General features: G+C 62.4%; 20 protein-coding genes. 13 read left to right on the forward strand and 7 right to left on the reverse strand.

The window, feature by feature from the left end; translation table 11 throughout:
- Positions 1 to 23 precede the first annotated feature (23 nt).
- The 5 genes from AB4072_RS11490 to ubiE are packed head-to-tail and all read right to left on the reverse strand — an operon-like array spanning position 24 to position 4,473.
- Positions 24 to 473: an RrF2 family transcriptional regulator gene (locus AB4072_RS11490; protein WP_441968059.1), complete on the reverse strand. Its 450-nt coding sequence runs from the start codon at positions 471 to 473 to the stop codon at positions 24 to 26.
- Positions 470 to 940, reverse strand: a complete 471-nt coding sequence (dut, locus tag AB4072_RS11495; protein ID WP_441968060.1) for a dUTP diphosphatase — start codon at positions 938 to 940, stop codon at positions 470 to 472. The genes AB4072_RS11490 and dut overlap by 4 nt, the downstream gene beginning before the upstream one ends.
- On the reverse strand, positions 937 to 2,148 hold the full coding sequence (gene coaBC, locus AB4072_RS11500; RefSeq protein ID WP_441968061.1) for a bifunctional phosphopantothenoylcysteine decarboxylase/phosphopantothenate--cysteine ligase CoaBC: 1,212 nt from the start codon (positions 2,146 to 2,148) through the stop codon (positions 937 to 939). The genes dut and coaBC overlap by 4 nt, the downstream gene beginning before the upstream one ends.
- A gap of 2 nt (positions 2,149 to 2,150) precedes the next feature.
- Positions 2,151 to 3,722, reverse strand: coding sequence for a 2-polyprenylphenol 6-hydroxylase (ubiB, locus tag AB4072_RS11505; protein WP_441968062.1), 1,572 nt, complete (start codon positions 3,720 to 3,722; stop codon positions 2,151 to 2,153).
- A gap of 1 nt (position 3,723) precedes the next feature.
- Positions 3,724 to 4,473 (reverse strand): bifunctional demethylmenaquinone methyltransferase/2-methoxy-6-polyprenyl-1,4-benzoquinol methylase UbiE, encoded by a 750-nt coding sequence (ubiE, locus tag AB4072_RS11510; protein ID WP_441968063.1) that lies wholly within the window; start codon positions 4,471 to 4,473, stop codon positions 3,724 to 3,726.
- Between the two features lie 95 nt (positions 4,474 to 4,568).
- On the opposite strand from ubiE, the gene mutM reads away from it, so the two are divergent.
- From mutM to gyrB, 11 genes are all read left to right on the forward strand, one after another.
- Positions 4,569 to 5,489: a bifunctional DNA-formamidopyrimidine glycosylase/DNA-(apurinic or apyrimidinic site) lyase gene (mutM, locus tag AB4072_RS11515; RefSeq protein WP_441968064.1), complete on the forward strand. Its 921-nt coding sequence runs from the start codon at positions 4,569 to 4,571 to the stop codon at positions 5,487 to 5,489.
- Positions 5,490 to 5,576: 87 nt separating this feature from the next.
- Positions 5,577 to 6,389, forward strand: coding sequence for a DUF2189 domain-containing protein (locus tag AB4072_RS11520; protein ID WP_441968065.1), 813 nt, complete (start codon positions 5,577 to 5,579; stop codon positions 6,387 to 6,389).
- Between the two features lie 94 nt (positions 6,390 to 6,483).
- Positions 6,484 to 7,257 (forward strand): enoyl-CoA hydratase, encoded by a 774-nt coding sequence (locus tag AB4072_RS11525; protein ID WP_441968066.1) that lies wholly within the window; start codon positions 6,484 to 6,486, stop codon positions 7,255 to 7,257.
- Between the two features lie 21 nt (positions 7,258 to 7,278).
- Complete coding sequence (locus AB4072_RS11530; protein WP_441968092.1) at positions 7,279 to 8,070, forward strand: TSUP family transporter; 792 nt, start codon at positions 7,279 to 7,281, stop codon at positions 8,068 to 8,070.
- 167 nt (positions 8,071 to 8,237) lie between these two features.
- Positions 8,238 to 8,504 (forward strand): 30S ribosomal protein S20, encoded by a 267-nt coding sequence (gene rpsT, locus AB4072_RS11535; protein WP_441968067.1) that lies wholly within the window; start codon positions 8,238 to 8,240, stop codon positions 8,502 to 8,504.
- Positions 8,505 to 9,331: 827 nt separating this feature from the next.
- Positions 9,332 to 10,774 (forward strand): chromosomal replication initiator protein DnaA, encoded by a 1,443-nt coding sequence (gene dnaA, locus AB4072_RS11540; protein ID WP_441968093.1) that lies wholly within the window; start codon positions 9,332 to 9,334, stop codon positions 10,772 to 10,774.
- A 175-nt stretch (positions 10,775 to 10,949) separates the two neighbouring features.
- Entirely contained in the window at positions 10,950 to 12,068 is a 1,119-nt protein-coding gene (gene dnaN / locus AB4072_RS11545) for a DNA polymerase III subunit beta (RefSeq protein ID WP_441968068.1), read from the forward strand.
- Positions 12,069 to 12,384: 316 nt separating this feature from the next.
- Positions 12,385 to 13,536 carry a DNA replication/repair protein RecF gene (recF, locus tag AB4072_RS11550; protein ID WP_441968069.1) on the forward strand — a complete coding sequence of 384 codons (1,152 nt, stop codon included), beginning with the start codon at positions 12,385 to 12,387 and terminating at the stop codon, positions 13,534 to 13,536.
- Positions 13,537 to 13,728: 192 nt separating this feature from the next.
- On the forward strand, positions 13,729 to 14,058 hold the full coding sequence (locus AB4072_RS11555) for a DHCW motif cupin fold protein (protein WP_441968070.1): 330 nt from the start codon (positions 13,729 to 13,731) through the stop codon (positions 14,056 to 14,058).
- A 22-nt stretch (positions 14,059 to 14,080) separates the two neighbouring features.
- Complete coding sequence (locus AB4072_RS11560; protein WP_441968071.1) at positions 14,081 to 14,695, forward strand: LysE family translocator; 615 nt, start codon at positions 14,081 to 14,083, stop codon at positions 14,693 to 14,695.
- Positions 14,696 to 15,077: 382 nt separating this feature from the next.
- Complete coding sequence (gyrB, locus tag AB4072_RS11565; protein ID WP_441968072.1) at positions 15,078 to 17,504, forward strand: DNA topoisomerase (ATP-hydrolyzing) subunit B; 2,427 nt, start codon at positions 15,078 to 15,080, stop codon at positions 17,502 to 17,504.
- Between the two features lie 223 nt (positions 17,505 to 17,727).
- Here the strand turns inward: gyrB and AB4072_RS11570 are convergent, their stop codons facing one another.
- Entirely contained in the window at positions 17,728 to 18,264 is a 537-nt protein-coding gene (locus tag AB4072_RS11570) for an inorganic diphosphatase (RefSeq protein WP_441968073.1), read from the reverse strand.
- 142 nt (positions 18,265 to 18,406) lie between these two features.
- Positions 18,407 to 19,312, reverse strand: coding sequence for a DUF6328 family protein (locus AB4072_RS11575; RefSeq protein WP_441968074.1), 906 nt, complete (start codon positions 19,310 to 19,312; stop codon positions 18,407 to 18,409).
- A 416-nt stretch (positions 19,313 to 19,728) separates the two neighbouring features.
- Between AB4072_RS11575 and AB4072_RS11580 the strand changes: the two genes are divergently transcribed.
- Complete coding sequence (locus AB4072_RS11580) at positions 19,729 to 20,067, forward strand: DUF3309 family protein (RefSeq protein ID WP_441968075.1); 339 nt, start codon at positions 19,729 to 19,731, stop codon at positions 20,065 to 20,067.
- A gap of 86 nt (positions 20,068 to 20,153) precedes the next feature.
- The gene (locus AB4072_RS11585) at positions 20,154 to 20,834 is read left to right on the forward strand and encodes a sensor histidine kinase (protein WP_441968076.1); all 681 of its coding nucleotides are present in this window, start codon (positions 20,154 to 20,156) and stop codon (positions 20,832 to 20,834) included.
- The last annotated feature ends 6 nt before the right edge of the window (positions 20,835 to 20,840 follow it).

A 20,840-nucleotide genomic window follows, 5' to 3' on the forward strand; every position in this document is an offset into this window, starting at 1 on the left:
GAGAATTGTTCTTATTCACAATTTTAAATGGTGAAATCAACGACAGCCAGAGTTTCGACCGCTCCCTCGGCCAGCGCCCTGTTACAAAGGTCCTCCACCGTGACCTCGTCCAACGCTGCCAGGAAAACGTTCGTTCCTTTCTCGACGACGGGCATGATGATGGCCTCGACGAGATGTGATTCCGGCAGGGGCGGCGCGCCGTCCTCCTCCGTCACCGACATGACGACACGCACGATTTCGCCCGCCGTGACACGCCGGCGCTCGCGCGCCAGCTCATAGCCCCCACGCGGGCCGCGCACGCCCTTCAGGATGCCCTGACGCACCAACGCCTGGAGAATGGGCTCCATATGGCGCGGCGGAAGATTGTGTCGCGCGGCGAGCGCCTTAGCCGACACCGGCATGGGCCGCGCGTGAAGCGCGATGTCGGTCACGGCGGCAATCGCCAGAAGAGAGCGGCGAGACAAAAGAATCATCGATGTGCCTCCCGCGTGAGACCCGTGGACCCGAACCCGCCGCGCCCACGCACCGTCTCGTCGGTCTCCTCGACCTCGACGAGCGTCGCGCGCGAAACGGGTGCGACGATCAACTGAGCGATGCGCGTGCCACGCGGGATTGCGAAAGATTCCTGCCCGAAATTCACCAGAAGCACCTGCACCTCGCCGCGATAATCCGCATCGATGGTGCCCGGCGCGTTGAGAACCGTCACCCCATGCTTGAGCGCCAGCCCCGACCGGGGCCTGACCTGAGCCTCGAAACCGGGCTCAAGCTGGAGCACCAGCCCGGTTGGAATGAGGGCGCGCTCGGAGGGTTTCAAGACCACGGGCGCGTCGGCAGGATTGGCGGCGATCAGATCGAGACCCGCCGCCTGCTCGGTTTCATAGCGCGGCAGAGGTAAACCCTCGCTGTGAGCGAGGCGCAAAACGCGAAGGGATGTTGTCATGATTGTTTGCTCGCGATCATCGCGCCGAGGCGCTCGATCAACCGGCGAGCAACCTCGCTCTTGTCGAGAAGCGGCCAGGTCTCGATGCCGGACGTTGAGATCAGATGAACCGTGTTGCTGTCGCCGCCCATGACGCCGCTTTCCGCCGACACGTCGTTCGCGACGATGAGATCGGAGCCTTTGCGCGCCAGTTTCTCGCGCGCATGGTCGATTACCTTTTCCGTCTCGGCGGCAAAGCCCACGACGATGGCGGGACGACCGGCCTTGAGGTGAGCGATTGTGGCGAGAATGTCCGGGTTCTCGACAAGGGGAAGAGCGGCGGGGACATCGCGCATCTTCTTCATCTTCTCGGTCGCGGCACTCGCCACGCGCCAATCGGCGACAGCGGCGGTGAAGATGCCGATATCGGCGGGCATCGCCTTCTCGACCGCCGCGAGCATTTCGCGCGCGCTCTCCACGTGAACGATGCTCACGCCGACGGGATCGGGCAGGGCTGTCGGGCCCGCCACCAGAGTCACATTCGCACCGGCCTCGGCAGCGGCGCGGGCAATCGCATATCCTTGTTTGCCCGACGAGCGGTTGGCGATGTAGCGCACGGGATCGATGGGTTCATGGGTCGGCCCAGCGGTGACGAGCACGTGACGTCCCGCGAGCGGACCCTTTGGTGCGAGCAAACTCTCGACGGCGGCGACGATTTCCAGCGGCTCTGACATGCGGCCGGGGCCGAACTCAGCTTCCGCCATCGCGCCGTCATTGGGGCCGACGACCCGCACGCCGTCCGCCTTGAGCGTCGCGAGATTGCGCTGCGTCGCCGCGTGCTGCCACATGCGCACGTTCATGGCGGGGGCGATCAGGATCGGCAGCGTCGTGGCAAGCAGCACCGTAGACGCGAGATCGTCCGCGTGACCGCCCGCCATCTTCGCCATCAGATTGGCAGTCGCGGGCGCGACGACAATGAGATCCGCATCGCGCGCGAGACGGATATGGCCGATATCGGCTTCGTCCTCGCGATCGAACAGATTGGTGTGCGCACGCTGCCCCGAAATGGAAGCGGCGGCGAGCGGCGTGATGAACTCCTGTGCGCCGGCCGTCAGAATGCAGCGCACGGAAGCGCCGCGTTCACGCAGGCGGCGAATGAGATCGAGCGACTTGTAGGCCGCGATGCCGCCGCTGATGACGAGAAGGATGCGCTTGCCCGACAGCGTCATGCTCAGAGCACTCCGAACACCAGAATCATCAACAACACGGCGAGGATCCATAAAGCCACATTGCCCCAGCGATGGCCCTTCGCTTCCAAGCGACCGATCTCGGCGATGCTATCGGCATGGAGCGTCAGGCCCTTTGCCGCAATTTCCTCGACGCGGTCGAGAATGCGCTGCGCGCGCAAGGCGATGTTCGGCAGGTCAGCGGCCACATGTGCCAACGTCTTGATACCCCTGCCGGCTTCCTCGATGCGCCCGATCGGGCCGAAATGATGCTCGATCCATTCGCGCACCACCGGATCGGCGGTGCCCCACATGTCGAGCTTCGGATCGAGATTGCGCGCAACGCCTTCCACCACGACCATGGTCTTTTGCAGCATTACGAGTTCGGTACGCGTCGCCATGTCGAAGAGAGCTGTGATCTCGAAGAGAAGCGTCAACAGCTTCGCCATCGAAATCTCGTCCGCACGGCGGTCGTGGATCGGCTCGCCGATGGCGCGAAGGGCCTGCGCGAAATCCTCCACCGAATGATGCGGCGGCACGTAGCCCGCTTCGAAATGCACCTCCGCCACGCGGCGATAATCGCGCTTGATGAAGCCGAGGAGGATTTCGGCAAGGAACAGTCGTTCCTTCATGCCGAGCCGGCCCATGATGCCGAAATCGACCGCGACGAGGCGGCCTTGCGCATCGATGAACAGATTGCCGGGATGCATGTCCGCGTGGAAGAACCCGTCGCGGATGGCATGTCGCAGGAAGGACTGGATGAGAGTCCGCGCCAGCGCCACCCGGTCGAAACCCGCCGCCTCGATGGCGGCTAGGTCGTTGAGGCGGATGCCGTCGATCCAGGTGGTGGTGAGAACGTCCCGCGCAGTGAGGTCCCATTCCGGTTTCGGCACCCGGAAATCGTTGTCGTCCTTGGTGTTCTCGGCGAGTTCGGACATGGCCGCCGCCTCGAGCCGCAGATCCATCTCGACGGCAACCGAGCGGGCGAGCGTCTCCACCACTTCCTGCGCCTTGAAACGGCGTGCTTCCGGCATGAAACGCTCGACGACTTTCGCGGCCGCGCGCATGGCCTGGAGATCGCGCGAGAAACCTTCGCGCACGCCTGGGCGCACCACTTTCACGGCGACCGTTTCCTCGCCATCCGGCGTCGCGATCCGGGCCTTGTGGACCTGCGCGATGGAAGCCGCGGCGAGCGGTTCGCTAAAGTCGAGAAAGAGCGTGGCGACGGACCGGCCGAGGGCGGCCTCCACCACCTTCACCGCCTGCACGCGGGGGAAAGGCGGCATGCGATCCTGCAATTGCTCCAGATCCCGCGCGGCCTGCGCCCCGACGATGTCGGGACGGGTCGCGAGAAACTGGCCGAACTTCACATAGGACGGTCCGAGCCGCGTCAACGCCGCCGACAGGCGCTCCGCCCCGTCGCCCACATCGCGCCGCTCCACGAGCCGCGCCATGCGCAGACCGAAACGGGCGGAGGGCGGCAGGACGTTCGGATCGATGAGCGCGAGCGCGCCTTCACGGGCCAGGATAAAACCGGCGCGAAGATTGCGGGCGAGATGGACGATACTGCCGACCACGTCAAATCTTCCAGCCGGAATGAATGGCGACGACACCCGCCGTCAGCGAGCGGTGGCTGACGCGCTTGAACCCGGCCTCCTCGATCATCCGCGCGAAGGCGGCGGGCGGCGGGAAGCGGCGGATGGATTCGACCAGATATTGGTAGGATTCGGAATCGCCCGTCACCATTTGCCCGATCTTCGGAATGACATTGAAGGAATAGGCCTCATAGATGGCGTCGAGGCCGGGCACGTCCACCTTGGAGAATTCGAGGCACAGGAAACGCCCGCCGGGTTTCAGCACCCGATAGGCCTCCTTCAACGCCAGATCGATGCGCGGCACGTTCCGGATGCCAAACGCGATGGTGTAGGCATCGAAGCTCTTGCCGGCGAGCGGCAGGGATTCGGCATTCGCCTCGACGAAGTCGATGCGACCCTCGTAGCGGCCGCCCGCCCGCTCGCGCCCGACATCGAGCATATCGCCATTGATATCGAGCACGGTCACGTGGGTCTGAGGCCCGCCCGCATCGAGGATGCGGAAAGCCACGTCTCCGGTACCTCCGGCCACATCGAGATGCTGGAAAGGCCGCTCGCGCGGCGGACGCAGCATATTGACCAGCGTGTTCTTCCAGAGGCGATGGAGGCCCGCCGACATGAGATCGTTCATGAGGTCGTAGCGGCTGGCGACCGAATGGAAGACCTCGTTGACCCGGCCCTGCTTTTCGCCGAGCGGCACGGTCTCGAACCCGAAATGGGTGTTCTGGTCGGTCATGGTCACAAAACCTTTCAACGCCTTTGGCCGCGATCCATAGCGGAAGCCTATCCGAATGGCTATGTGAGTGCGACCTTCACTCAAAGAGATGGTTGATGCCCGAGCTGCCCGAAGTCGAAACCGTCCGCCGCGGTCTGGAGCCCGCCATGGTCGGCCAGCGATTCATAAAAGTCGCCCAACGCCGCCCGGATCTGCGTTTTCCGTTTCCCGAGCGGTTCGTGGAGCGGCTGGAGGGCCACAGCGTCACAGGCCTCGGTCGGCGGGCCAAGTATCTCCTGGTGGATCTCTCCTCCGGGGAAGTGCTCGTCATGCATCTGGGCATGTCCGGGCGATTTCTCGTGACGATGAACGGTGAGACGCGGGAGCCGGGGAGCTTCCATCACGACCCGGGAGGCGAGAGCCCCCATGACCACGTGGTCTTCCACCTCTCGAACGGCGCGACCATCATCTATAACGACACCCGTCGTTTCGGCTTCATGGACCTCGTCCCCCGCGCGGAGATCGAAACCTGCCGCCATTTCGCGGCCATGGGGATCGAACCCCTCGGCAACGAATTGTCGGGCGAGACCATCGCCCGGCTCTTCGCCGCCAGGCGCACACCCCTGAAGGCGGCACTCCTCGACCAGCGCCTGATCGCCGGGCTCGGTAACATCTATGTGTGCGAGGCGCTGTTTCGCGCAAAGCTGCACCCGGAGGCCCCGGCCGGTTCATTGACATCGAAGACCGGCAAGCCGACCGCCAAGGCTCACGAACTCGCCGACATCATCCGCGACGTCCTGAACGAGGCGGTGAAAGCGGGCGGCTCCACCTTGCGCGACCATGCCCAGGTCGACGGGACGCTGGGCTATTTCCAGCACGCTTTCCGGGTCTACGACCGGGAAGGCGAGACCTGCATCACCCCCGGATGCAGCGGAACCGTGGCGCGCCTCGTGCAATCGGGCCGCTCCACCTTCTATTGTCCGAAGTGCCAGCCGTCGGGCCGAAAGGTGGAACGGCCGAAGGCGTCTCGCGGTTGATAGGGCAGCAGGCCCAACCTTTGCCGCGACCATCTTCGATGCCGAAGGCTTAGAGCCTGCTTGAACCGTCGTTCAGGAGACGCTGCCATGGTGAAGATTCGCGTCGTTTCGGGTTCCAAGGACGTTCCGCACGATTCACCCGACGACATCGAAGCGCTCCCCGTGCGCAAGATCGGCATTGCCGACCTCAAGGACGCCTTGAGAGAGGGTTTCGACGATTTCTGGGCGATGCCGACGCACGTGTTCTTTCTTGTGATCGTCTATCCGATCATCGGCCTTTTCCTGGCGCGACTCATGTTCGGCTACCGCCTTTTTCCACTGCTCTTCCCCGTCGTCTCCGGCTTTGCGCTGATCGGCCCGTTCGCGGCGCTCGGCCTTTATGAGTTGAGCCGACGCCGGGAGCGCGGCCTGCCCGTCTCCATGAAGAACATCACCGACGTGTTGTTCTCGCCCGCGAGGGGTTCGATTGTGTTTCTCGGCCTTCTCCTGATGGCGCTCTTCCTCGCCTGGGTCGGGACCGCGGAAACGCTCTACCTGTCTCTTTTCCGAAAGAGCTCATCCGAGGCCATGATGCCGTTTCTTCATGAGGTCTTCACCACGCGGGAAGGCTGGCTCCTGATCCTGGTCGGCAACGCGTTCGGGCTCGCCTTCAGCGCGCTCGCTTTCTGCCTCAGCGTCGTCTCCTTCCCCCTGCTGCTCGATCGGCACGTGAGCATCGGCACCGCGATCCGGACCTCGTTCCGGGCAGTCGCGGCCAATCCAGGCACGATGCTGGCCTGGGCGCTTATCGTGGCCTTCGGACTTTTCCTCGGCTTCATCCCCGCCATGGTCGGCCTCGCCATCGTCCTGCCGGTTCTCGGCCACGCCACCTGGCATCTCTATCGCAAGCTCGTGGTGTAGCGGCATTTCCAGTTGCCGATTTCCACTTGCCGATTTCCACTTGCCGAGCCCCATCCCGTCGCCTACCGGTAGCCAATCTCAGGGAGGCGACGCCATGGCTTACGAAACGATCCTGGTCGAGACACGCGGCAGAGTGGGGCTTGTCACCCTCAACCGTCCGCAAGCGCTGAACGCCCTCAATTCGACCATCGTCAGCGAGTTGAACACGGCACTTGATACCTTCGAGGCCGATGCGGGCATCGGCTGCATGGTCATCACCGGATCGGAAAAGGCTTTCGCCGCGGGCGCCGACATCAAGGAGATGGCGGGCCTGTCCTTCCCGCAAACCTATCTCGACGATTTCATCACCGCCTGGGACAGGGTCGCGAACCGTCGCAAGCCGATCATCGCCGCCGTCGCGGGCTTTGCCCTCGGCGGGGGCTGCGAACTCGCCATGATGTGCGACTTCATCATCGCCGCCGACAACGCCAAATTCGGTCAGCCCGAAATCAAGCTCGGCGTCATGCCGGGGGCGGGCGGCTCGCAACGCCTGACGCGCGCGGTCGGCAAGGCCAAGGCCATGGAGATGTGCCTCACCGGGCGCATGATGGGCGCGGAGGAAGCGGAACGCGCAGGGCTCGTCGCCCGCATCGTGCCGGTGGCGGACCTTCTCGCCGACGCGCTGAAAACCGCCGAGACCGTCGCCTCCATGTCGCTCCCCATCGCCATGATGACGAAGGAGAGCGTGAACCGCGCCTTCGAGACGACTCTCGCCGAAGGCATGCGCTTCGAGCGCCGCCTGTTCCACGCCATGTTCGCGACCATCGACCAGAAGGAAGGCATGGCCGCCTTCGTCGAGAAACGCGCGCCGGACTTCCAGAACAAGTAAAGGCGGCCTGACGGCACGATGATGGGCGACTTCGGGTTCGATATGCTCGCGGCATTGGCAGCGATTTCGCTTTTGGCCGGCTTCGTGGATTCGATTGCAGGCGGCGGCGGTCTCCTGACCCTGCCGGCGCTCTTGCTTGCGGGCTTCGATCCCGCCCACGCCATTGCGACCAACAAGGTGCAGGGATCGTTCGCCGCGGCCTCGGCGACCTATGCCTTCGGCCGCAAAGGGCTGATCAACTGGCGCGCGGCCTTGCCGCTTGCCGCCATTGCTTTCATGAGCGGCATCGCCGGGGCGCTCAGCGTACGCTTCCTGCCGCGCCCGGTTCTCGATGCGGTGATCCCGGTCCTTCTCATCGGCATCGCCCTTTTCTTCGCCTTCTCCCCGAAGGTGCGGGATGCGGATGCGAGCGCGCGCATGACGGCGCTGACCTTCGGCCTGACCGCCCCCGTCGCCATCGGCTTCTATGACGGCATCTTCGGCCCCGGCGCGGGCTCCTTCTATATGCTCGCTTTCGTCATGCTGCTCGGCTACGGGGTGGTGCGGGCGACCGCTCATACCAAATTGCTCAATCTTTCCAGCAATCTCGGCTCTCTTCTCCTCTTTGCCTCGACGGGGACCGTGGTCTGGCCGGTCGGCCTCGTCATGGCCGGGGCCTCGTTTATCGGCGCGCAGATCGGCTCTCGTCTTGCCATCCGGCTCGGGTCCCGCCTGATCCGCCCACTCCTCGTCGCGGTGTCCAGTCTCATGGCCCTTCGGCTCCTGATCGACCCCGCCAATCCCTGGCGTCAGGCGCTCAGGGCGCTTTTTTGACGCTGGAAGGCCGCTCGCCGTTGACGTTCGCCTTTCCTTGAGTCTATAAGCCGCCACACATGAGCCCGCGCCCGACGCGGGCTCTCCAGTTTCCACATCACCGATCACCGCCCGGGCACCTGCCCAACAGGCTCTTCGCATCGGATTTTGAAAGACGAGGACAGGCCATGGCCAACACCGTGTCGGCCAAGAAAATGACCCGCAAGATCGCGAAGCGCACCGCGGTCAACCGTTCGCGCCGCAGCCGTATGCGGACCTTCATTCGCAAGGTCGAGGAAGCCATCGCTTCCGGCAACCGTAACGACGCTGTCGCCGCTCTTCGCGCCGCCGAGCCGGAGATGATGCGCGCGGCCCAGAAGGGCCTCGTTCATAAGAACACCGCTTCGCGCAAGGTCTCCCGTCTGGCTCACCGCATCCAGACCCTGAGCGCTTAATTTTCCGCACCTGCGGACAAGCGCCACAAGAATTAAACCCGGCCACCAGGCCGGGTTTTTTGTTGTCCCGCCTACGACAAATTGAGAGGTTTTTTATCCACATCTCGACTTGACTCAAGGCCGCGCATAACGGGTGGGTAGCCGGCTTGCCCAGGTTTGAATCGCGCAAAAAAGATATAGCTTGACCAATAGCTTAGCAGGCAAAGATCCGGTGAGCATCGGAATCGGCCCCTGTTTTGACCCGAATCGAACCTGATTCAATGTCTCGCAAAAAACTCTTTTGCACGGTTGCGTACATTCCTCACTGCGACACTGAATCATTGGAGAGTCAGTGCTTTATCGGTACGACTCAAAAGCTGTGGACGAGGTTGCAACCCTGTCTCCCCCCTTGCGGACCCGGTGAGCGTGTTGCACGCCCCAGACCCCCTGTGTAAGGTCAATTCACTTCAGCGGCCCGCCGCGAAGTCATCCAATCGAGAATCAAGGTAGAGAGCTCAGCTACGGGGGATTGGGCGTTGTCTCGCACAATAAATAAGCAAGAAAAGCGCTTCCTTGATCCGAGGCTTCTTTTGGAAACTCTTAAGGGGCTGACTATGAGGTGACTTAATAAAAGCCACCTCACTTTAAATAGAAAACTTAGTCTTCATTACAATTTTGGGGGCGCCAGGTCCTAACCCGCCCTCGGGGCATCTTTTGTCCGAGGTCTTAGGCTACCGACATGGCGTGGGGTCCCGTCTTTGAGAGACGGGGTCTGAGAGGGGAATTTTATGCATCGCACGAGCGAAGAGACTCGCGCTCAGGCCGTTTCGGCAGAGGGTGATCTCGATATGTCCGCAGCGCAGGCATCGGCCGAGATTTGGGCGCGCGTGAAGCGCCGTCTGCGCGCGGAGCTGGGTGAGGATATTTTCGCGAGCTGGTTCGGCCGTCTGGAATTGGATGCCGTCGTCGACGGCTGCGCCTATCTGACCGTCCCGACCCGCTTCCTGAAGAGCTGGATCGAGTCCCATTATGCGGACCGCGTCCTGTCGCTCTATCGAGCCGAAGCGCCCTCGATAGAACGCATCAACCTCGGTGTCCGCAACACGCTGGGCCGGGAAGCCGCGCCGCGGCAACGGCCGAGCGAAGCTCCCCGGGCAGTGGTTGCCGCCCCGGTCATCGGCATGAATCTGATCGGCGACGCCAAGCCGGCCCTCTCACACCTGACTGAGGAACGCGGCGAAGCCTCCGAACTCGGCGGCGCGCCCCTCGATACGCGCCTGACCTTCGAGAGCTTCATCGTCGGCCGTTCGAACGCTCTGGCGCACGCTGCTGCCGACCGCGTGGCGCACCACCAGGGTGGGCCGGCGATCTATAATCCTCTCTATCTCCATGCGGGTGTCGGCCTCGGCAAGACGCACCTTCTCCACGCCATCGGCCATGAGGCGCGCACGCAAGGGCGTCGCGTGATCTATCTCACCGCCGATCGTTTCATGTACGGCTTCGTGGCCTCTCTGAAGGCGCAGACTTCGCTCGCCTTCAAGGAACGTCTTCGCGGCATCGACCTTCTCATCATCGACGACGTGCAATTCATTCAGGGCAAGCAGATCCAGCAGGAATTCGGGCACACCCTGAATTCCCTCATCGATGCGGGCCGCCAGATCGTCGTCGCCGCCGATCGTCCGCCGGCCGACCTGGAAAGCCTCGACGAGCGTGTGCGCTCGCGTCTTGCAGGTGGCCTTGTGGTGGAGGTCGGCGCGCTGGATGAGGCGTTGCGCGCCTCGATCCTGACGAACCGGCTCGACACCCTGAAAGCGCTGCACCCGACCTTCGAAATCGGCCAGAACGTCATCTCTTATGTGGCGCGTGCCATCACGGCCAATGGCCGCGATCTGGAAGGCGCCGTGAACCGCCTTCTGGCTCACGCCACGCTGACCGGTTCGGCGATCACCATGGAGACCGCCGAGACCGCCATCCGCGATCTGGTTCGCAACCGCGAGCCGAAGCGGGTGAAGATCGAGGACATCCAGAAGCTGGTCGCCTCGCGCTACAACGTCTCCCGCTCCGACATTCTCTCGGAGCGCCGGACCGCCGCCGTGGTCCGCCCGCGCCAGATCGCCATGTATCTGTCGAAGGTTCTCACCCTGCGCTCCCTGCCCGAAATAGGCCGCCGTTTCGGTGGGCGCGATCACACCACAGTTCTTCACGCGGTGCGCAAGATCGAGAAGGCCTTGGGCGAGGACAACGCGCTGAACGACGAGGTCGAACTCCTCAAGCGCATGCTTCAGGAATAACGCATGATCCGGCGCGCACCGAAGCGCGCCGTTCGCACGCGATGGGCTTCTTGTTGAGGAAAGCTTGGCTTGGCCTTGCTTTTGAAACCAACCTTCGCCAATCTTGCCGGCCGCTCGAAAGGTCCCGGTTCACGGGCCTTGGGCCAAGAATTCCAACGACAATAGGTGTTGGGCAATGAGAGTTACCGTTGAACGCGCCGCTCTGTTGAAGGCGCTGGGGCATGTGCACCGCGTCGTCGAGCGCCGTAACACCATCCCGATCCTTTCGAATGTCCTGCTCCGGGCGGAAGACGGCGCGTTGCGCCTGAAGGCGACTGATCTCGACATCGAAGTGACCGAGACGATTCCGGCCGACATCACGGAAGCCGGCTCGACCACCATCCCGGCACACGTGATCTACGACATCGTGCGCAAATTGCCCGACGGTGCGCAGGTATCGCTTGAAATGACCGGCGAGCTCGGCCAGATGCAGCTTCGCTCGGGCCGCTCGCGCTTCACCCTGCAATCCCTGCCGGAGAGCGATTTCCCCGATCTCGCCGCCGGCGATCTGCCGCATCGCTTCACGGTGTCCGCCGCCGATCTGAAGCGCCTGATCGAGAAGACGCAATTCGCGATCTCGACCGAGGAAACGCGTTACTATCTCAACGGCATCTACCTCCATACCGCCGATGTCTCAGGCTCGCCGGTGCTGCGCGCCGTGGCGACCGACGGACACCGTCTCGCCCGCGTCGAGCTGCCTGCGCCCAACGGTTCGGAAGGGATGCCCGGCATCATCATTCCGCGCAAAGCCGTGGCCGAGATCGTGAAGCTCGTGGAGGACGGCAGCGAAAGCGTCCAGATCGAACTGTCGCCCGCCAAGATCCGCCTGACCTTCGATGGTCTGGTGTTGACTTCGAAGCTCATCGACGGCACCTTCCCCGATTATCAACGGGTCATCCCGGTCGGAAACGACAAGCTGCTCACCGTTGAGCGCGGCGATTTCGCAAAGGCGGTGGATCGCGTCTCGACCATCTCCTCGGAGCGCGGTCGCGCGGTGAAGCTGGCGTTGGTGGAGGGTCGCCTGACATTGTCCGTCAACAACCCGGATTCGGGAAGCGCGACGGAAGAGATCGAGGTCGATTACGACGCGGGAGCCATCGATATCGGCTTCAACGCCCGTTATCTCCTCGACATCACCGCCCAGCTCGACGGCGACACGGCCCTCTTCAAGCTAGCCGATCCCGGCTCACCGACCGTGATCCAGGACCGTGAGGGCGCGCCCGCGCTCTACGTGCTCATGCCCATGCGGGTGTAAGACCCCAGCTCGTCATACCGGACGCGACAGCGATTCGGGATCGTCGGCCTGATGTGGCGCTGTTCACTTGGATCGGGAGTTTGAACACCGGACTCCCCGATGTAGCGCTTATACCCCCTCTCCAACTCTTCCCCAACAGGGGGAGAGGGTTTGTGGGGCGAGCGTGTCTCGATCCCAAAAGCTCCCCCTCTCATGCCTTTGCGCAGGGAGGGGGGTGTAGCGCCAACGATCCTCGTGCACCCTCAATCGTCGCCACCTCCACAAGGGCTCAGGTCGCGCTTGATCTTTCGGGCCGCCTCCCCGAAGAAGGCGGTGCATGTCCTCCTCTCCGCCCTCTTCCCGCATTACCCGCCTGATGCTTCAGGATTTCCGCACCTATGCGACGCTGGATGTTGGCGTCACGCGCCAGCTCGTGGCGCTGGTCGGCGAAAACGGAGCGGGCAAGACCAACATTCTCGAAGCGATCTCGCTCTTCATGCCGGGACGGGGCCTGCGCCGTACCGAGTTGAGCGACATGGCGCGCAACACCGGACCCGGCTCCTTCGCCATCTCGCTCACGCTCGACACCCCATACGGCGAGCATCGCCTGGGCACGGGAATCGATGCGCCGGGGGAAGAGATGCGCTCCTCGCGCCTCTGCCGCATCGACGGGGCCGCGGTCGGCTCGCCCATTGCATTTGCCGAATACCTGCGCGTCGTCTGGCTGACGCCCGATCTCGACGCGCTGTTTCGCGGACCGGCCGGCGACCGCCGCCGGTTTCTCGATCGTCTCGTGCTCGCAGTCGATGCCGACCACGGCAGCCGGGTCAACGCGCTCGAACGGGCGCTACGCTCGCGCAACCGCGTGCTCGAAGAAAATCCCGACGAGCGGGCCTGGCTCGATGCCGTGGAACGCGAGGTCGCGGAACTCGCCATCGCGGTCGCAGCCGCGCGCCGCGAAACGACGGAGCGCCTCGGCGCCCTGATCGACACAACACGAGACGAGGCCTCGCCCTTTCCCTTCGCGACCGTGCGGCTGGAGGGCGAAATCGACACTCTCGTCGCTACGCTTCCCGCCGTCGATGCCGAGGACCGCTACCGCGCGATATTGCGCGAGAACCGCGCTCGCGATCGGGCTGCCGGGCGCACTCTCATTGGACCGCAGGCAACCGATCTTCTCGTGCGGCACGGCCCGAAGGACATCCCGGCCAACAGCGCCTCGACCGGCGAGCAGAAGGCGCTGCTGATCGGCCTCGTTCTCGCCCATGCACGACTGGTCGGCACCATGAGCGGAATCGCTCCCTTCATCCTCCTCGACGAAGTCGCCGCCCACCTCGATCCCCGCCGTCGGGCGGGCCTGTTCGACGCTTTGGAAACCCTCGGCGGGCAGGTCTGGATGACGGGCGCCGATCCGGGCCTGTTCGCGGAGCTCGAAGGGCGGGCCGATCTGCTCCACGTCACACCGGGACAGGTCGAAACGGAGCATTAAGCGCCGGGTCCCGTCTATCTCGCAAACTCCCGGCCTCGATGCGGCCTTGGGCGTGCTCTACGGCCTGCTCTATGCCTATCGCGCGCTCGACCATTCACGTCGTCTTCTGGATCGCGACGTCGTTTCTCATGGCTGGCGTTTGTAGTATTGTTTCGGGCGCTGGATCGCACTCGCAACTCAGGAGAAACCTCTTTGAAGATGTCTGACATTCCTTTCGGCACGACCGACTGGTCCTCTGTCGAGCCTACGATCCACAAAGGCGAAGTGGGTCATGCGATCTGGCGGACGCGGCATTTCAACGACATCCGCCTGCGTATGGTCGAATATTCGCCGAACTATCTGGCCGATCATTGGTGCGGCAAAGGCCATATCCTTCTCGTCCTCGAAGGCGCGGTCGTCACGGAACTGGACGACGGCCGGGCTTTCACGCTCAAGGCCGGTCAAAGCTTTCAAGTCGCCGACGAGGCCGAAGCGCACCGCTTGCGCTCTGAAATGGGTGCCAAACTCTTCATCGTCGATTAAACTGGCGACGAAAGGAGCCTCCATGGATCTCACCGGTCTTCTCGTTTTCGCCACCGCGCTCTTCATCGCCGCCGCCTCGCCGGGACCCGGCATCGCGGCCATCGTCGCCCGCGTGCTCGGACGCGGCACGAAGGGCGCCGTCGCCTTCACGGCGGGGATCGCCATCGGCGATGTGGTCTGGCTCACCTTCGCCATCGTCGGCCTCGCCGCCCTGGCGCAGGCCTTTCACGAGGTCTTCCTCGTCATCAAATGGGCCGGCATCGCGTATCTGCTCTACATCGCCTACAAGCTCTGGACCGCCCCCGTCGTCGCGCGCGAGGTGGAGGCGAACACGGTCAACGAGCATCCGGCCAAGCTTTTCCTGGGCGGGCTCGCGGTGACCATGGGCAACCCGAAGGTCATGGTGTTCTACCTCGCCCTTCTGCCGACCCTTCTCGACCTCACCCGCATCACCATGCTCGGTTATGTGGAACTCGTGGCCGCGACACTGGTCGTGCTCGCGGTGGTCCTCGGAGCCTATATCGTGCTCGCCGCCCGTGCGCGGCGGCTTTTTACGAGCGAGAAGGCTATCAAGGCCCTCAACCGCACCACGGGAACGGTGATGGCGGGCGCGGCGGCGGCGATTGCGGCGCGGTGATCCTTGGGACGAATCCTGCCTTTCCTCTGGCTCGGGTTGTGGCTGGGCTGCGCCTTTGCCTTCCACGAGCGCTATTGGCGGTGGCGCGACTGCTTCAATGAGTTGGGTCGCTGCTACGATTCCGAGGCCGGAATCATGGTGGAACAAGCGGGTTGGATCTGGGGCTCGCTCGCTCTGATATTCGGCGTGATGTTCGGGCGTGGCGTTTGGCGGCACGTGAGGACGTCCAAACGGCCTCTTTGAGAACTTTTCCAAGCCTTTTCGCGACCTATCCACGCGCGCGTACGCACGCGGGGGTGAAATTTCGCCAAAAAGTGCCTAAATAGTTGATCTAACGAATCAAACTTCGAAGCGCGTCCAGCCGCTTCCCAGGGATCCCGATATGGCCGAGCCTGCAATCAACGCGAATGTCGATTCCTATGGCGCGGAATCGATCAAGGTCCTCAAGGGCCTCGATGCGGTGCGCAAACGTCCCGGCATGTATATCGGCGACACCGACGACGGCTCGGGACTCCACCACATGGTCTACGAGGTGGTGGACAACGCCATCGACGAGGCGCTGGCCGGTCACGCTACCGAAGTGACCGTCACGCTCAATGCCGACGGCTCGGTGACCGTCACCGATAACGGTCGCGGCATTCCGACCGATATCCACCAGGGCGAAGGTATTTCGGCGGCCGAGGTCATCATGACCCAGCTCCATGCCGGCGGTAAGTTCGACCAGAATTCCTACAAGGTCTCCGGCGGCCTGCACGGCGTCGGCGTTTCCGTCGTCAACGCGCTGTCGAGCTGGCTGCGCTTACGCATCTATCGCAATGGCAAGGCCCACGAGATCGAGTTCCGCCACGGCGACGCCGTGGCCCCCCTTGCCGTCGTCGGCGACTCGGACGGCAAGCGCGGTACGGAGGTCACCTTCCTCGCCTCGACGGAAACCTTCACCATGGTGGAATACGATTATTCCACCCTCGAGCATCGCCTGCGCGAACTGGCCTTCCTGAATTCGGGCGTGCGCATCATCCTCACCGACAATCGCCATGCGGAACGCAAGCGCGAAGAGCTGATGTACGAGGGCGGCGTCGAAGCTTTCGTGCGCTACCTCGACCGCGCCAAGACGGCGCTGATTCACCAGCCTATTCTCATCCGCTCCGAGAAGGACGGCATCGGCGTCGAGGCGGCTCTGTGGTGGAACGATTCGTACCACGAGAACGTGCTCTGCTTCACCAACAACATCCCGCAGCGCGACGGCGGCACGCACCTCGCGGGCTTCCGCGCCGCACTGACCCGACAGGTCAACGGCTATGCGGAATCCTCCGGCCTCACCAAGAAGGAAAAGGTCTCGCTGACCGGCGACGATTGCCGCGAGGGCCTGACCGCCGTCGTCTCGGTGAAGGTGCCCGATCCGAAATTCTCGTCCCAGACCAAGGACAAGCTCGTCTCGTCCGAAGTGCGCCCCGCCGTCGAGAACGTACTCAACGAAGCGCTCAACAACTGGCTCGAAGAGCACCCGAACGAGGCCAGGACTCTCGTGGGCAAAGTGGTGGAGGCCGCCGCCGCGCGCGAAGCCGCGCGCAAGGCCCGCGAACTCACCCGCCGAAAAGGGGCGCTCGATATCGCGTCCCTTCCCGGCAAGCTCGCCGATTGCCAGGAGCGCGATCCATCCAAGTGCGAATTGCTGCTCGTCGAGGGCGACTCGGCCGGTGGCTCCGCCAAGCAGGGTCGCGACCGCGCCTTCCAGGCCGTTCTGCCCCTGCGTGGTAAAATCCTCAACGTGGAGCGCGCGCGCTTCGACAAGATGCTGTCGAGTCAGGAAATCGGCACGCTGATCACGGCGCTCGGCACGGGCATCGGACGCGAGGAGTTCAACGTCGACAAGCTGCGCTACCACCGCATCATCATCATGACCGATGCGGACGTGGACGGCTCGCACATTCGCACACTGCTGCTCACGTTCTTCTTCCGCCAGATGCCGGAACTGATCGAGCGCGGGCATCTCTATATCGCGCAGCCACCGCTCTATAAAGCGACACGCGGCAAGTCCTCGCTGTATCTGAAGGACGAGCGCGCCCTCGAAGACTTCCTCGTCGACGCAGGTGTCGATGGCGCGGTTTTGCGACTCTCATCGGGCTTCGAATTCCAGGGCGATCAGCTCAAAGGCCTGATCGACGAATCGCGCCTCGTGCGCACGATCCTGTCCAACCTGCATTCGCGCTATGACCGCAAGGCGGTGGAGCAGGCGGCGATTGCCGGGGCGCTGCGTCCCGAAGTGGCGGACGACGCGGAGAAGGGTCCTGCGGCGGCGGCCTATATCGCTCAACGCCTCGACGCGATCTCGGAGGATATCGAGCGCGGCTGGACTGGTGAAGTGCGCGAAGGCGGCTACGTCTTCTCGCGCACCTTGCGCGGCGTGAAGCAGGTCTCGGTGCTGGATGCGGCGCTCATCGCCAGTCAGGAAGCGAAAAAGCTCGACGAGCGCTCGGCATCCCTGCAGGACGTCTACGCGAAACCGGCGAGCCTCATTCGCAAAGGCGACGAGACCCCCATGGACGGCCCGCTCTCGCTGTTCAACGCCGTGCTCGCCGCCGGCCGCAAGGGCCTTACGCTCCAGCGCTATAAGGGTCTCGGTGAGATGACCGCGCAGCAGCTCTGGGAAACCACCCTCGACCGGGACGTGCGCTCGCTTCTGCAAGTGCGCGTAAAGGACGTGGCCGATGCGGACGATCTTTTCGTCAAGCTGATGGGCGACGTGGTTGAACCGCGCCGCGAGTTCATTCAGGACAACGCGCTCAGCGTCGCCAATCTCGACGTTTAAGAGACTGCTTGTGGCACTCTAAAAGTTTGACTCAATGTGGGGGTATTCAGACTCAATTTTGGAAAAAGTCTGGTTCGGATCTTCGTTGCGCGCCGAGAGCTTGGCGTTATGCCATGCGAGACAATGCCGACGGAAAGCGCGTCGTGCCGACCCGTCAGCCTTTCTGCGGCTCTGCACGGGGCTCCCGGGCGATGGGCGCAATCTCTCTCAGGATCCTGCTCTCTCATGATCCTGCCTCGAGGGCTCGCTTTAGAAACTTTCGCGCCCTCCGCGATCCCACGCGGCCGATCACTCGGAAATCCTTGCCGTGCAGAGAGTTGTAGAGCTTAAAAAAAGCCTCGATTTCGTCCAGCATCCCCGGCCGCAAGTGCTTCAGGCTCGAGATGTGTGCATGGGTATGGGCATGGGTGGCGACGGCCAGCAATCTATCGTTCCGCAGCCACGACATGCCGGCTTCGCGCTGTTCCGCTTTAATCGCCCCGATAAGTCGCGATCTCACGACACATCCGGGAACGACTGATTGGTCCAATAAAAGCAGTACGTCGAGCGGATCGCCGTCTTCGGCTTTGGTCGAGGGGATGAAGCCGAAGTCGTAAGGAAACACAGTGCCGAGTGGCAACACGAATCTCAGTTCGAACGTGTTGTAGATCGACGAATAGGCATACTTATTCGAACACCCTTTTGGGGTTTCAACCACGACCATGATGTCGTCTTGATTGAACGGGTCCAATCGGTCCAGTGATTGCGTCTTTTCAGCCACCTCCGCCTCCTTGGCCACGGTTTCGCGACAGCAGAGTGTCCCCAAATTAGGGTCGCTTCGCCGAACGTCCACCCCGGGGCCAGGCGGTCTCTTTATATGCGGTCGGTCGGGTACAGTGGGTAACGTCGACAAGCGTTTCTATTTATTGGGTATCGCGCAATTTTCGAAAAATCAGCGGAACGGCAAACCACAGGCCAAGGATACCGGAGAGCAGAGAGAGCGCGCCGGCCAGCGCCCATTTCGACTGGTGCGTTACGGTCTCCACGACCACGAAGAAGTCGCCTGCGAGAGCTATTGCGAGCGGCACGAGCGACATCAAGACGAGCCGTGATCCGACTTTCTCAAAGCGGCGGGTGGCATTCCCGCGCTCGACAAGCCGATGATAGGAAGCGGGCGTCATCAACAGCACCATGGACAGCAGCAACGCCAGGAGGCTCACCGTGTGGACGAACTGAGCTCTCCCCGACAGAGTTTCAAAGGCCGAGGTCAGGTACGCGGCGAGTTGAAACCCGAGCAGCGCTTGCACACCGGGAAGAATGATCCGACTTTCGCTCAGGAGCGCGTCGACCTTTTCTCGGATCGAGACCTTCTCGATCTCCGGTTCCATTGCAGTTTGCGATGAGGTGGGCCGCGACATAACCTCGATTCCGAACCAGAAAAATATTGTAACCCCGCCAACGGCGAATCCCAAATAAAGTGCATTCGTGCCAAGCAAAAGCGAGGTGGCCACTGCAGTGCTTGCCCCGACGGCGATGGAGAACGGGAGGAGTCCGGCGATGGCTGCTTTCCAGGTAAACTGGAATTGCCGACGCGATGCTTCGCCATTCTCGGCGATCCGATGAAACGGCGTCGGCGCGATCAAGCACGCAATGGAGACGATCATATTGAAGAAGGCGATTGTGTTCAGGCTTATCGCCCAGGAGGGAAGCTTGACGAAGAGCGGTTGAAAAAGAACCTGATATTGAAACCCGAGAAGGATTTCGGCTCCGAGCACAAGGTTGCGGACCTCGCTCAAGGCACTTCGGACCTTTTCCTTTACCTGGTTCATCGGACCGCCCTGGCATTAGGAAGTTTGCCTTCCGGACATCTTCGGTCGACAAGAGCTCAATGGTCAATGCTCCAGGCATCGATGACCTCCTCCGAGGGTGCCTCGATTTGCTCGCTGAAACGGCTGCGATAAAGCGAATAAGAGAGCATCATGCGTCTCGACAGACGAGCTGCGTAATGCGTCTGAGACAAGGATAACCCGATATCCATAATCGCTTGGATCTTCAAGCGAGCTTGGCTTTTCGGCCATCGGAGCGAAATGATCAGTACGAAGGTCTGGCGTCGCGTTCATCAAAGGTCGCGATGAACATTGTATTTCTAGCTTTCCACAGCATCCGTACTATAATTCTGCCCTTAAAAGCTGAGTTAACTCCGAAACTTAATGTACCCGATACGGGCGAGCACAAGGCGTTTCGCATGAGCACTCTTCTCCTCATCATCGTGATCCTTCTGCTGATCGGAGCGGTTCCGCGATGGTCCTACAGCCGTGACTGGGGCTATGGGCCGAGCGGCATTCTTGGGATAGTCCTCATCGTTCTTCTTGTGTTGTTCCTGATGGGCCCCCCAAATGCATCGTTTGGGGGCCGGATCGCACGACTCTCTACAACGATGCGTTTTTGCCAATCCTGGGCCAGAAGCCGGAAGCTTTGGGGCRTCCCTTCAACGAGGTGTGGGCAGAGGCATGGGACGTCATCGGGCCGATCGTCGCGAAGGCCTATGCAGGGGARGCGACGTTCRTCAATGATTTCCCGTTGATTGTCGAACGRCAGGGTTACCCCGAACAGGCGTATTTCACTTTCTGCTATAGCCCGATCAGGGACCAGGACGGTCGGGTGCGCGGGATGATGGACACCGTCATCGAAACGACAGGCAAGGTTGAAGCGGCCAGAAACCTRAAGCTCCTGAATGCGGAACTCTCCCACCGYATCAAAAATACGCTCGCGATGGTCACGGCAATCGTGAACCAAACTTTTCGCGGCGCAGAGACAAGTGACATCGCRCAAGGAAAAATCATCCAGCGAATTGCCGCGCTCGGACAGGCTCACTCGATCCTCACGCAAAAGAACTGGAGCGCGGCCCCGATCCAGACGGTTGTCGAAGGAGCGCTTGCGCCGCATCGTACCGGCCATGAATCGTTCGTGGTTGAAGGACCTCCGGCCCTGCTATCGGCGCGACAGGCTCTTTCGTTGGCTCTTGCTCTCCACGAGTTGGCTACGAACGCGGCTAAATACGGCGCGTTGTCCGTGGAGGGCGGCCGCGTCCGCGTCACATGGGAGGCCGATGCCTCGGCGGATGGGCAATTTCGATTCATRTGGCGGGAGGTTGGCGGGCCGRCGGTACGACCTCCGGAGTGCACCGGATTCGGGTCGAAGATCATCGAATATGTACTGGCGTCCGATTTCGAGGGCGCCGTTAACATGATCTACGCGCGTGAAGGACTGCGTTGCGAACTCGTGACGGCAATGACGAACCTCAACCAGGCCGACGAGTTGCCGGATTCCGTAGCGTGGCCTCCATTATAAGCACTA

Origin of the sequence: Microvirga sp. 2MCAF38, from assembly GCF_052115485.1 — a bacterium.
In the GTDB taxonomy this organism is placed as follows: Bacteria; Pseudomonadota; Alphaproteobacteria; order Rhizobiales; family Beijerinckiaceae; genus Microvirga.

Bases quoted from the DNA above. Each gene is read 5' to 3' on its own strand.
- mutM (WP_441968064.1), top strand. From the start codon at position 4,569: ATGCCCGAGCTGCCCGAAGTCGAAACCGTCCGCCGCGGTCTGGAGCCC.
- AB4072_RS11520 (WP_441968065.1), top strand. From the start codon at position 5,577: ATGGTGAAGATTCGCGTCGTTTCGGGTTCCAAGGACGTTCCGCACGAT.
- AB4072_RS11525 (WP_441968066.1), top strand. From the start codon at position 6,484: ATGGCTTACGAAACGATCCTGGTCGAGACACGCGGCAGAGTGGGGCTT.
- AB4072_RS11530 (WP_441968092.1), top strand. From the start codon at position 7,279: ATGGGCGACTTCGGGTTCGATATGCTCGCGGCATTGGCAGCGATTTCG.
- coaBC (WP_441968061.1), bottom strand. From the start codon at position 2,148: ATGACGCTGTCGGGCAAGCGCATCCTTCTCGTCATCAGCGGCGGCATC.
- recF (WP_441968069.1), top strand. From the start codon at position 12,385: ATGTCCTCCTCTCCGCCCTCTTCCCGCATTACCCGCCTGATGCTTCAG.
- gyrB (WP_441968072.1), top strand. From the start codon at position 15,078: ATGGCCGAGCCTGCAATCAACGCGAATGTCGATTCCTATGGCGCGGAA.
- AB4072_RS11575 (WP_441968074.1), bottom strand. From the start codon at position 19,312: ATGAACCAGGTAAAGGAAAAGGTCCGAAGTGCCTTGAGCGAGGTCCGC.
- dnaA (WP_441968093.1), top strand. From the start codon at position 9,332: ATGTCCGCAGCGCAGGCATCGGCCGAGATTTGGGCGCGCGTGAAGCGC.
- ubiE (WP_441968063.1), bottom strand. From the start codon at position 4,473: ATGACCGACCAGAACACCCATTTCGGGTTCGAGACCGTGCCGCTCGGC.
- AB4072_RS11490 (WP_441968059.1), bottom strand. From the start codon at position 473: ATGATTCTTTTGTCTCGCCGCTCTCTTCTGGCGATTGCCGCCGTGACC.
- dut (WP_441968060.1), bottom strand. From the start codon at position 940: ATGACAACATCCCTTCGCGTTTTGCGCCTCGCTCACAGCGAGGGTTTA.
- AB4072_RS11560 (WP_441968071.1), top strand. From the start codon at position 14,081: ATGGATCTCACCGGTCTTCTCGTTTTCGCCACCGCGCTCTTCATCGCC.
- rpsT (WP_441968067.1), top strand. From the start codon at position 8,238: ATGGCCAACACCGTGTCGGCCAAGAAAATGACCCGCAAGATCGCGAAG.
- dnaN (WP_441968068.1), top strand. From the start codon at position 10,950: ATGAGAGTTACCGTTGAACGCGCCGCTCTGTTGAAGGCGCTGGGGCAT.